This window comes from Muriicola sp., assembly GCF_049669965.1.
Taxonomy (GTDB): Bacteria; Bacteroidota; Bacteroidia; order Flavobacteriales; family Flavobacteriaceae; genus Muriicola.
Genome location: NZ_JBATLB010000129.1, coordinates 1 through 12,271 on the forward strand (window position 1 = coordinate 1; position 12,271 = coordinate 12,271).

At 43.6% G+C, this 12,271-nt stretch carries 12 protein-coding genes; 10 read left to right on the forward strand and 2 right to left on the reverse strand.

All coding sequences use genetic code 11. From position 1 onward, the window contains the following. Together WBM49_RS07120 and WBM49_RS07125 are read left to right on the forward strand one after the other, a co-directional pair. Window positions 1-585 (forward strand): histone deacetylase family protein (locus WBM49_RS07120; RefSeq protein ID WP_424371365.1); only part of this gene is annotated, 585 nt, incomplete at its 5' end. A gap of 98 nt (window positions 586-683) precedes the next feature. Then, window positions 684-1,202: a ferritin gene (locus WBM49_RS07125; protein WP_424371366.1), complete on the forward strand. Its 519-nt coding sequence runs from the start codon at window positions 684-686 to the stop codon at window positions 1,200-1,202. Between the two features lie 258 nt (window positions 1,203-1,460). Here WBM49_RS07125 and WBM49_RS07130 read toward each other — a convergent pair whose 3' ends face one another. Both WBM49_RS07130 and WBM49_RS07135 read right to left on the reverse strand, forming a co-directional pair. Continuing rightward, window positions 1,461-1,883 carry a hypothetical protein gene (locus WBM49_RS07130; protein ID WP_424371367.1) on the reverse strand — a complete coding sequence of 141 codons (423 nt, stop codon included), beginning with the start codon at window positions 1,881-1,883 and terminating at the stop codon, window positions 1,461-1,463. Between the two features lie 129 nt (window positions 1,884-2,012). After that, entirely contained in the window at window positions 2,013-2,348 is a 336-nt protein-coding gene (locus WBM49_RS07135; protein WP_424371368.1) for a single-stranded DNA-binding protein, read from the reverse strand. Window positions 2,349-2,587: 239 nt separating this feature from the next. On the opposite strand from WBM49_RS07135, the gene WBM49_RS07140 reads away from it, so the two are divergent. From WBM49_RS07140 to WBM49_RS07175, 8 genes are all read left to right on the forward strand, one after another. Next, on the forward strand, window positions 2,588-4,132 hold the full coding sequence (locus WBM49_RS07140; protein WP_424371369.1) for a M20/M25/M40 family metallo-hydrolase: 1,545 nt from the start codon (window positions 2,588-2,590) through the stop codon (window positions 4,130-4,132). A gap of 18 nt (window positions 4,133-4,150) precedes the next feature. Further along, window positions 4,151-5,446 carry a serine hydrolase domain-containing protein gene (locus WBM49_RS07145; RefSeq protein ID WP_424371370.1) on the forward strand — a complete coding sequence of 432 codons (1,296 nt, stop codon included), beginning with the start codon at window positions 4,151-4,153 and terminating at the stop codon, window positions 5,444-5,446. 49 nt (window positions 5,447-5,495) lie between these two features. After that, a complete protein-coding gene (locus WBM49_RS07150) occupies window positions 5,496-8,642 on the forward strand; it encodes a VPS10 domain-containing protein (protein ID WP_424371371.1) in 3,147 nt (1,048 codons plus the stop codon). Between the two features lie 145 nt (window positions 8,643-8,787). Then, window positions 8,788-9,543, forward strand: coding sequence for a DUF6090 family protein (locus WBM49_RS07155; RefSeq protein WP_424371372.1), 756 nt, complete (start codon window positions 8,788-8,790; stop codon window positions 9,541-9,543). Window positions 9,544-9,730: 187 nt separating this feature from the next. Continuing rightward, a complete protein-coding gene (locus WBM49_RS07160) occupies window positions 9,731-10,186 on the forward strand; it encodes a DUF6265 family protein (protein WP_424371373.1) in 456 nt (151 codons plus the stop codon). Between the two features lie 86 nt (window positions 10,187-10,272). After that, a complete protein-coding gene (locus WBM49_RS07165) occupies window positions 10,273-10,815 on the forward strand; it encodes a DUF7010 family protein (RefSeq protein WP_424371374.1) in 543 nt (180 codons plus the stop codon). Window positions 10,816-10,906: 91 nt separating this feature from the next. Next, the gene (locus tag WBM49_RS07170) at window positions 10,907-11,764 is read left to right on the forward strand and encodes a glycoside hydrolase family 16 protein (protein WP_424371375.1); all 858 of its coding nucleotides are present in this window, start codon (window positions 10,907-10,909) and stop codon (window positions 11,762-11,764) included. A 31-nt stretch (window positions 11,765-11,795) separates the two neighbouring features. Beyond that, a complete protein-coding gene (locus WBM49_RS07175) occupies window positions 11,796-12,080 on the forward strand; it encodes a hypothetical protein (protein WP_424371376.1) in 285 nt (94 codons plus the stop codon). Window positions 12,081-12,271: the final 191 nt, after the last annotated feature.

Sequence of the window (12,271 nt, forward strand, 5' to 3'; positions counted from 1 at the left end):
GAGCACGGTATTGCCATGAATATCGCCGGAGGCACGCATCATGCTTACAGTAACCGGGGAGAAGCCTTTTGCATGCTAAATGACCAGGCAATTGGTGCCCGCTATTTACAAGCTACAGGAAAAGCAGAGAAAGTTCTGATCATAGATCTGGATGTTCACCAGGGCAATGGTACGGCCGAGATCTTTCAGGGAGATCCCACTGTATTTACCTTGTCTATGCATGGAGCCGGCAACTACCCCTTTAAAAAAGAACTTTCGGACCTGGATATTCCTTTGCCAAAGAACACTTCAGACCAAGAATATTTGAGCATCCTTAAAAAGACCCTGCCTCCTCTGTTGGATACAGAACAACCAGATTTTATCTTTTATCTCTGTGGGGTGGATGTTTTAGCGACGGATAAACTGGGCACGCTGGGAATGACCATGGAAGGATGCAAGCAACGTGATGCTTATGTATTAAATATCTGCCAGAAGAACAGCATTCCGGTACAATGCAGCATGGGAGGTGGATATTCAAAAGATATAAAGTTAATTGTAGAGGCTCATGCCAATACATTCAGACTGGCACAGAAACTCTATTTCTAAAGCTGGCATGAAAAAAATCTCTATGGCTATGAAAGAATACTGATGAATGTCATGGAATTAAAATAAAGGGTTGTGTATTTTTATGGAAAAGAAAAATTATGTTGACTAAAAAAATGGAAAAGGCCCTCAACGAACAAATCCGTATAGAGGCAGAATCTTCACAGGTTTACCTGTCTATGGCATCCTGGGCTGAGGTAAAAGGCCTGGAAGGGATCTCCTTGTTTATGTATCGCCATTCTGATGAGGAAAGAATGCATATGCTAAAGCTGATCAAGTACGTCAATGAGCGGGGCGGACATGCACACATCACCGATCTGAAAGCACCAGATAAAGATTTCGGCAGTTTTCAGGACATGTTCAAAGAACTCTATGCACATGAGATTTTCGTATCCAAAAGTATCAATGAACTGGTTCATGTATCTCTGGAGGAAAAAGACTATGCTACTCACAATTTTCTGCAATGGTACGTGGCCGAACAAATCGAGGAAGAGGCCCTGGCCAGAAATATTCTCGATAAGATCAGTCTGATTGGAAATGATAAAGGGGGATTGTATCTCTTCGACAGAGATGTACAGCAGATCACCGCAGGGAGTGCTGCTATCAAGCCTGCAGAATAAAATTTTGTTGGTTATCTTTATTAATTCTAAATAAAAATAATTATTTTTGAGCTCATAGATTTACCTGATGAAGAAAGGAAAAAAGTTGGGGAAAAAAGAAGAAAAAAAGGCTAAAAAAGCCAAAAAAGCACTTATTCGTGCCCTTTCTTGCCAGGATTGCAAATCTAAGTGTTGCAAGAAATATAAAAAGTGTGAATCCAAACGTTGTAAACGCTGTCCTTGTAATGACCTTTTTAGAAAGGTGGCTTAAATACTATCCTACCTGTTTCTTTGAGACACCACAGCTGGGCTGGCAGTAAGATCTATGGCCCCTCTTCGCTTCCCATTCAGGGCAACTTGCCCGTGAACCCTGTAGAAGGATGCCTGTTTATTATAGCCCTTGCCATGATTGGTTGCAATATCGCAGCCTTGCTGATGTTCAAGATACGAACGTCTTTTAAAGAAGATATAGGTCTTATAGGCCGAATAATTTTCTTGCTTTAAGTTCTTTTCAAAATTGTACTGATCTTTCCAATAATCCATCTCGTCTTCCTCCAGACCAAAAGTGAGTGATTGCTCCATTTGAGCATCGGCGATGGCCATGGTACGATAGAAACCGGTCACTTCCTCCCCTTCCTGTGGAAGAACGTTACAGGGAAGTAAGGTAATTAATAGAAGTAAAACTTTGACACCGAGTTTCATAAGACCTTTATCATAGCCATTATTTCAATTGGAAATATCGAAATATCAGGAACAAAAAGGTAGTAAAATAGCTCGTATACATAAAGGAAAAGGGGCAAAATGCCCCCTTTCTCGACCAGAGGTTCACTTTTATTGTTTCCCCAACATTAAAAGTTCATTGCACTTGATCTCAGATACAAAACGCTTCTCTCCTTCTTTGGTCTCATACGATCTGTGAATCAATTTGCCCTCTATGGCCACTTCATTCCCTTTGTTAAGGAATTTTTCCACTACTTCGGCCAGTTTACCCCATACCACAATATTGTGCCATTGGGTGTCCGTTACTTTCTCCCCCTTGGTATTCCGGTAGGTCTCATTAGTGGCTATGGAAAATTTTGCGAGTTTGTTCCCATTATCCAGATTTACTACTTCCGGGTCCTGCCCCAGGTTACCAATCAACTGTACTTTGTTTTTCAGTGCATTCATAATTACTATATTTTAAGATTAAACAGTTAATACTATCGGTTTCCATTCCCGACAAGGCAAACATAAGTCCCCTAAAACCGGATAGTTGGTCGTTACTTATTTATTTTCGTTTGTTATCGTTTGTTGTCGTTTGTAAATAGTTATAAAGCTTAAAATTGACCTTATAATTCGCTCCCAAAATTCCTCCCCATGGGTTTTATTTTTATCTTAGGGACTCTTTATAAAAATAGACACTCACCATGAAAAAACTTTGCACCCTTTTTACCCTATTGATCTGTATTATTTATGCACAGGCACAAACCCCTCAAGAAATGGCAGCCGCCATAGAAAAGGAAGCTACGGAGAATACCCAGCTGCCAAATTTAGCCCATGAACTCATGGATGTAATTGGCCCCAGACTGGTAGGGACCCCTCAAATGAAAAATGCGCACGACTGGGCCGTGAAAACCTATGCCAAATGGGGTATTTCTGCCGAGAATGAGACCTGGGGTACCTGGCGCGGATGGGAACGTGGTATTACTCATATAGATATGATTTCTCCCCGGGTAGTATCCCTCACCGGAAGACAATTGGCCTGGAGCCCTGGTACTTCTTCCAAAGGCATTACTGCTTCACTGATCACCATTCCCACCCTGGCAGACTCCCTTGAGTTTAAGAAATGGGTGTCTAATGTAAAAGGTAAATTTGTTTTGGTCTCTATGCCACAACCCACAGGCAGACCAGATTACAACTGGGAGGAATTTGCCACCCCGGAATCGTTCGAAAAAATGAAAAAGGAACGCGATGAGTTAGAAGAAGCGTGGCGACAGAAGTTAAGGGCTACTGGCTATAGCAGTAGAACTATCAACGAAGCCCTGGAAGAAGCCGGAGCTGTCGGAATTATACAATCGCGTTGGTCCAACGGCTTTGGTGCCAACAAGATCTTTAGTGCAAATACTAAAAAAATTCCGGTGGTAGACCTTTCCCTGGAAGACTACGGAATGCTTTACCGTATGGTGGAACACGGAAGCAACCCTGTCCTAAAAGTAGTGGCAGAGTCTAAAGAATTGGGGCGCGTACCTACCTTTAACACCATTGCTACCATTCCCGGAACAGAATTCCCGGATGAATACATTGTACTCTCTGCCCATTTTGATTCCTGGGACGGAGGTACCGGCGCCACAGACAACGGAACGGGCACCATTACCATGATGGAGACCGCGCGTATCCTTAAAAAATTATATCCCAAACCCAAACGAACCATCATTATAGGGCTCTGGGGCAGCGAAGAGCAAGGCTTAAACGGTTCCCGCGCTTTTGTAGAGGATCATCCCAAAGTTGTGGAAGGTCTTCAGGCATTATTTAACCAGGATAATGGCACCGGGCGTGTAGTGAATCTTTCCGGGCAGGGATTTTTAAATTCTTATGCCTACCTGGGAAAATGGATGGAGCCTGTTCCTGAAAGTATTACCAAACATATAGAAACTACCTTTCCGGGCAACCCGGGAGGAGGAGGCTCGGATTACGCCTCCTTTGTAGCCGCCGGAGCTCCGGCATTTTCTCTTAGTTCCCTAAGTTGGAGTTATTGGAATTACACCTGGCACACCAACCTGGACACCTATGACAAAATAGTCTTTGACGATGTGCGGAACAACGTCATACTTACAGCCATTCTTACCTATATGGCCAGTGAAGACCCGGAAAAAAGCTCCAGGGAAAAAGCCGTGCTGTCTATTAATCCAAGGACGGGCGAAAGACGTGCCTGGCCCACCCCAAGATCCCCTACCCGGGAAGGCGGGAATTAATACAAAATAAACACATCTATGAAACCAACCACCCTTTTACCCTTTGCCCTTGCACTATTGTTCCTTGGGTGTCGCAATGCACCTTCAGAGGACCATACCAATACTTCTCTCATAAAGGTTTCCCCTGCCAGAGCAGGGATGTCTGCTGAGCGGCTGGAAAAAATTGAGACCATGTTGCAGGAGGCCGTAAATTCCGGAGAGATCCCCGGAGCTGTAGCCCTCATCGCCCGGAAAGGAAAGATCGTATTTTATAAATCCTATGGGATGGCAGACAATGCCTCCCAAAAAGAAATGACGAACGATGCAATTTTCAGGATCGCTTCCCAATCAAAAGCGATCACTGCCACCGCCGTAATGATGTTGTGGGAAGAAGGAAAATTTCGTCTGGATGATCCCATTTCAAAATACATCCCGGAATTTAAGGACCCACAGATCCTTGCAACTTTCAACGAGGCAGATAGCAGCTATACCACTACCCCAGCGGACAAAGAGATCACTATCCGTCATCTGTTAACCCATACTTCCGGACTTGGATATGGGGTCATAGACGGGGACCCCCGCATCAGAAAGATCTATGCTAAAACCGGCGTCACGGACCTGTTCACCACAGAGAATATCAGCATAGAGGAAAGCGTTAAAAAACTGGCCCCTCTCCCCCTTCACCATCATCCCGGAGAAAAATTTACCTATAGTGAGGGCCTGGACGTAATGGGTTATTTTATAGAGATTATCTCAGGAATGCCCTTCGATACCTTTCTGCGAACCAAACTGTTTGACCCCCTGGGCATGGACGATACCTGGTTCTACCTCCCGGAAGAAAAGGCAGACAGACTGGTTTCTGTTCAACAACCCACAGAGGACGGCTGGGAACAATACCCAGTTACCTTTTATGATACGAACTACCCTGTTACAGGAGCCAAACGCTTCTTTTCGGGTGGCGCCGGACTTTCCAGCACGGCCAACGATTACGCTACTTTTTTACAAATGTATCTGAACGAAGGAAGCTATGGTGGTGCCAGGATCCTGAGCCCTACCACCATCCGCAGTATTATGGGAGACCAGATGGGGATATCCCTGAGCAACGACCGTTTTTACTATGGCCTTGCCTTTGGGGTCTATACCCAAAAAGGGCAAGATCTGGGAGGCGCCGGCAGCAAAGGCACCTTTGATTGGGGAGGGTATTTTAACACCCAATATTTCGCCGATCCGGAAGAAGAGGTAATCGGTATACTGATGAAACAAACCCAGAATAAATGGGATGAAGATACCGGATGGAAATTCCGTCAAATGACCTTTGCCGCCATTGAAGAATAATCCTTTGCTAGAATAACTTTCGAACAAAACAACTTAGAAAACATTCCCTATGAAAATCATTCAATTCCTATTCATTTTACTTTTGTTTTTACCCTCCTCCGTAGAGGGTCAACGTAGAAAATCTCGGAACACAACTCCCCCACCTGTGCTTGAGGATTCCCTTTTTCACGGCCTCCAATGGCGTAATATAGGTCCATTTCGTGGGGGTCGTAGTGTAACCTCTACAGGCGTAGTTGGCCAGCCCATGACCTATTATATGGGAAGTACCGGCGGGGGCATCTGGAAAACAACAGACGATGGCATTAGCTGGAAAAATGTCTCAGACGACTTTCTAAAAACAGGCTCCGTAGGGGCCCTGGCCGTCTCTGAAAGCAACCCAAACATTGTAGTCGCAGGGATGGGAGAACACGCCGCCAGGGGGGTAATGACCTCCATGGGCGATGGCGTATACAAATCGACCGATGCCGGGAAGTCCTGGACGCATAGCGGACTCGATAATACCCGCCACATTTCAGACATCATCATCCATCCTACCAATCCGGATATCATCTTTGTAACGGCCCAGGGTGCACAGTATGGGCCTTCAGAAGAAAGGGGCGTATATCGTTCCACCAATGGGGGTGCAAGCTGGGAAAAGGTCTTATACCTTGATGCCACTACCGGGGCTTCCTCCCTTTCTATGGACATGAAGAACCCGCTGATCCTCTATGCAGCCATGTGGCAACACCGCCGCTACGCGTGGACCATGGAATCTGGTGGCGCTATGTCTGGCCTCTTTAAATCTACCGATGGGGGAAACAGTTGGGATAAAATGAAGGAAGGACTCCCCAAAGAGTTCGGAAAGGCGGGCATCTCTGTTTCCAGGGCCAACCCCGAAAGGGTCTTTGCTGTCTTGGAAGCCGAAGGTGACAAAGGGGGCGTATACCGCTCAGACGATGCAGGGAAAAAATGGGTGCAGATCAATAAGGACCGGGTAAACATTGCCCGTTCCTGGTACTATATGGAGATCTTTGCCGATCCACAAAATGAGAATATAGTGTATATACTGAACGCCCCGGTCATGAAGTCGATCGACGGGGGCAAGTCCTTCTCAGGACTTTCCACCCCGCATGGAGACAACCACCATTTGTGGATACACCCTTTTGACAATCAAAAAATGATCAACTCCAATGACGGGGGTGCCAATGTCTCTAACAATGGAGGCGCAAGCTGGAGCACACAAACCATACAACCCACTGCACAGTTCTACAGGGTCATCACAGATAACCAGGTACCCTACAGGGTCTATGGGGGGCAGCAAGACAACTCTGCCATATCCATAGCGAGCAGAACCAATGACCAGGGAATAGACTGGAAAGACTGGTACTCCGTGGCCGGTTGTGAAAGTGCCTACCTGGCCTTTGACCCCGATGATCCCAAGGTGATCTTTGGTGGTTGCTATCAGGGCATTATTGAAAAATGGGTGAAAGCCTCCAGGGAAGGGAAGTCGATTAAAGAATACCCTGAACTGGCGTTGGGAAATGTGCCTGCCGATTTTAAATATCGCTATAACTGGAACGCCCCTATCATTAGTTCCCCGCACAATAGAAATACCATTTACCACGCCGGGAACGTAGTATTTAAGAGTACCGATGAAGGCCAGAGCTGGGAAGTGGTTAGTCCGGATCTTACCCGGAACGACAAAAGTAAACAGGGCCCGGGTGGCGGACCGTATACCAATGAAGCAGCCGGAGGCGAGAATTATAACACCCTGATGTATTTAGTAGAATCGCCCCATGAAGAAGGGGTTCTTTGGGCAGGCTCAGACGATGGGCTGGTACACCTCACCAAAGACGGGGGACAGAACTGGGTAGATGCAACCCCTAAAGACATAGGAGAAGGCATCGTAAACAGTATTGAAGTTTCCCCTCACGACCCTGCTACTGCCTATGTGGTAGTAATGCGGTACAAATCTATGGACCTGAAGCCCTATATTTTTAAAACCTCGGACTATGGCGAAACCTGGACCAAGATCGTGAATGGCATTACAGATCCGCATACGTTTGCACGAGTGGTGCGGGAAGATCCTAAAAGAAAAGGCCTATTGTACGCTGGTACAGAAACGGGGCTGTATATTTCCCTGAACGATGGGCTCAACTGGCAACCCTTTCAGCTCAATTTACCGGTGGTCCCCATCAATGATATGATCTTTCAGGACAATGACCTGGTGGTGGCAACGGCCGGGCGCTCATTTTGGATATTGGATGATGTAGGTGCCTTGCAAAGTGCGCCCATAAGCAGCGCTACTATTGCCATGGTACAACCAAAAGATACTTATTTGCTCTTTGGAGGCAGCACGGACAAGCCGGTGCCTGGACTGGGGCAGAATCCTAAACAAGGGGTTACGGTAGATTATTACCTGGGGCAAAAGGCAGATAGTACAGAACTTATCCTGGAAGTGCTTCAAAATAATGAGGTGATCAGAAGCTATTCCAGTAAAAAGCCTGAGGAATTTAGCTCCTGGCCGGGTGGGCCCTCCAAACCGGAAGTGTTACCCGCCAAGCAGGGCTATAACCGCTTTACATGGGATTTCAGGAAAGAATCCCTACCTGCGGTAGACAAGGTCTTTGTATATGGAAATTATGAAGGCTCCCGGGTGGCACCGGGCACCTATGGGCTTCGACTTACATTGGGGGAGGCGGTCTCAGAGACCAGTGTAGGTGTTTTGCCAAATCCAAAGGTAGAAGCATCGGAGGCGGATTATTTGGAACAACAGCAAATGCTAAACCAAATTGCAGCCACCATCACCGCGATGCACGTCGCAGTTAACCAGATGCGCTCGGCCAAAAACCAGCTTACTGCCTATGAAAAACTTTTAAAAGAGAACACGGCGGCAGAGGAGTTGGTAAGCAAGGGGAAAGCGTTGTTAGAGCGGATCAATACCTGGGAAGAGCAGCTTATACAGCCCAAACAAAAGACCTTTCAGGATGTGATCAACTTTCACAATCAGTTAAATGCAGAGTTCATGGAATTGCGTAGTTATGTTGATGCGGCTGAGCCAAAGGTAACCCAGGGTGCCAAGGAGCGTATGTCAGATCTTATGGCCCAATGGAACCGTTTTGATCAGGAGAAAAATGCTATTGTAGCCACGGAGATGAACGCCTATAATACATTGTACAAATCATTGAACCTGCCGGCCATCATTCTGGACAAATAAGGTGCGAAGGGCGAGTATAATGTCATATCGAGCGCCTGCCTTCAGAAGGTATATAACCATCCGTAGGGATGGGAGTCGGGATATGACAAAACCCGGTAATTATACCCGGTCTCGACTCCGCTCGACCTGACAATAGAAACAGACTATGATAAAATTCTTTCGAAATATCCGCCAAAATATGGTTAAAGAAAATAGGGCAAGTAAGTATCTTCTTTATGCCATTGGAGAAATTATCCTCGTGGTTATAGGAATTTTGATAGCACTTTCAGTTAATAATTGGAATGAGAATCGGAAAAAACAAAATAAAGGGAAAGAATATGTGACAGAAATCTATAAAGATTTAAAAAAAGATGTACAAGAAATTAATACTATCATCGAAAAACTAGAAACAAATAAAATAAACTCTAGAGCTGTATTACAGATATTGGAAAGCAAAGACAAATATATTGCTGACTCTAGTCTGTTTGTGAGTAATACTTTTATGACGTCTGCCGTAATAGATGTTCGAAGACAAAATAGAACTTGGGATGAGTTAATATCCTCGGGGCAAATTGCAATTATCAACAATGACTCCTTAGATTATCTATTAAAAACATTCTATGACTACTACGACAAACAAGTTTATCAATTTTCAGAAACGCCAGCACAATCTCGTGAGAAAAATAGAACAGCCATAAGCAGGTGTGCGGACCTGTCAAGCATAGATAGATATTGGAATAAAGAAGGAGACAGGGGATTTAACAAATCTTGGTTTAAGTGTATTATAAGTGATCCTGAAATCAAGAAAGATATAGCTGTGATTTATCAATCTACTTATTGGCAAATTTTTCATTTTACTCGAGTTAAAGAAGAAGGGCAATCAATAATAGATTATATGGATAACACAATTATGTTAGATTGACAAATTGATTTAAGAAAACAAAGATTAGAAATAACGAAAGCCTGCCTACCGACCCACCTTCCGAAGTCTCGTGCGGAGGACAGGCTGGCAGGAACAACATTGTAACTGGCCTTAAATGTCCTTAATACGAATTGTTTAGTGCACCCCATAGACCAATCTCGGAGATAAATAAAAACAGTTTAGTGAAATGAAAAAGATCCTACTATTATTACCGCTACTATTCACCATTTCTTGTGGAAATAATCCCTCAGAATCAAAAGATGGTTTTGATTGGATCTTGGGGAATTGGATCAGAACCAATGAGACAGAAGGGGCAGAAACGTATGAAAACTGGAAGAAGGATAGTTCTACAGAGTATATTGGATTTAGCTATACCATGCAACACAAGGACACTGTCTGGCAAGAAAACATCAGATTATTTAAAACAGCAGAAACCTGGAGTTTTGAGGTTACCGGGAAAGGGGAAAAAGAACCCACTAAATTCTTGCTGACTGAAATAGAAAACTCAAATTTTGTTTGCGAAAATTCAACTAATGAGTTTCCCAAAAAGATTGAATATTCAAGAAACGGCGCCCAATTACTTGCAAAAATATCAGGAGATGAGATGGAAATCTCTTTTGATTATAAAAAAACAGATGAATAAAACCTGTTTAGATCAAGGGCTAGGATATATGCCCCAATGGCGTCACAGTCCATACCCTAATCGTGGAACATTAAAAAGCATTCCTAATGAAAAGAACACTTGAAGAACAGCGAATTGAGTTTTCTAATCAAAAATTCCTTGCCACCCCTTTGTCCGGGTTAATCATTTGGACCATCATTGGATTTGTCGGGATTTTTTTCTCAGATTTTATAGCGGTGTGGTCTATTTTCATTGGAACAGGAAGCATCGTCTACATAGGATTATTTCTCTCAAAATTCACAGGTGAAAACTTTCTGGATAAGAGCAAACCTAAAAATGAATTTGATTCGCTTTTCCTCTACACTGCCGGGCAAGCCATTCTGGCGTATGCCATAGCAATACCCTTTTTCCTGGTTGACTATTCATCCCTTCCCATGTCTGTTGGAATTTTAACGGGTTTGATGTGGTTGCCATTTTCCTGGATCATAAAACATTGGGTGGGTATTTTTCATACCTTGACCAGAACTATTGCAGTGCTGGCTCTTTGGTATCTATTGCCTGAACATAGATTTATTGCTATACCCTTTGGGATCGTTTTGATATATATTATTACAATAATTATCTTAACAAACAGAAAGAAAACCCAATAAAGCAAGCCAGAATAAGGCATGCCGGCAGCCAGGTTAATCACACCTTTAATACTTCCTTGAAATTTGTTACATTTATTTCAAACTATAAAAAATGAAACAGATTTTAATGATTGTGTTGCTGGTATTTTTGCAATTGGTTTTTAGTTGCAAGGAGAGCCCCAAAAAAAGTGAGGAAGTCCAAAACACCACCACTTCCTGGAATACAGATTTCCTCGATGATTTTGACACCTTTAATACAGACAACTGGCAGGATCAAAGAATTTGGGTGAATAATGAAAATCATTGCTACGTACCCGACGGTGAATTTGGTACCCGGGAAGTAAGCAATGGTACCTTAAAGATCAAAGTGGTTAATACAGGCGAAAAAAGACCTTGTGATAATTTAGATAAACAAGGTAATGAACACCCTGAGACCGAATACGTGGCTGGTCGCATCTGTTCTAAAAACCGCAAGGAATTTGTAAAAGGCAAGTGGACAGCGCGTCTCAAGCTGTCGAGCAATGGCGAAGCAAGTATGTTCCCCGCCTGGTGGTTGCTCGGTGCCCAAAACAATGAATCTCCTGTGCAGGAAGAGGATGAGAATATTTGCTGGCCTTTAACCGGGTCTGGCGAGATAGACATCTTTGAACATCACGGCGACCATATGAAAGATGAGTTTACAACCGGGGCCATCGTTAGTTTAGGTGAATGCGACAAAGGAGACTGGCAAAGTCAACGACGAAATTTTCCCTCAACTCTTAATGAGTTTCATGAATACTCTGTTGAATGGGAAAAAAGCGACCTGGTTTACCGACTCGATGGTAAAGAAGTCTACCGCAATGTAGGCGAAGGCGACAAATATCCCGAGCCCATGTTTGCCATTTTAAACTTCGCAAAAATTACCGACTCCCCCATGATGGGCGAATGGGTAATGGAAGTAGACTGGGTAAAGCATGAATCCAGGAAGTAATTTAAAATCTTAAACATTAAAAAATGGTTAGATGGGAAAAGTTTGGGTACTTATAGTAGCGATCACAATTTTCTCCCTATTGAGTCTTCTTTTTTATAAAAGCATGAACGGTTATGTCAGCGAGGCATATGGCAAAAAGTGGTTAAAGATTTGGGGTAATAAAATTTATTTCTGGCAGAGTTTGTTATTCGTGAGTATTGCAGGAACCGCCTTGATAATGTTTCTTTTAAAATGGGGAAATGTGTTGACCTTTTTAGGAGAACAGTATGATACTTACCCAATTAAAAAAATGCCTACCCTCGCATTGGGAAAATGAAGTAAGGAAGGTATATTTTTACCTTCTTTTTTAAGTAATAATCAAATCGAAAAGTTTGTACAGGATTTAAATGATTACAAAATAAAAAATAATGAAACACCTATTACTTCTTACTACCATATTGTTGTTCTCCTCAGCTACCTTGCCTCTGTTTGCACAACAAAATTCTTTTGTCAAAGACTATTTGGAGC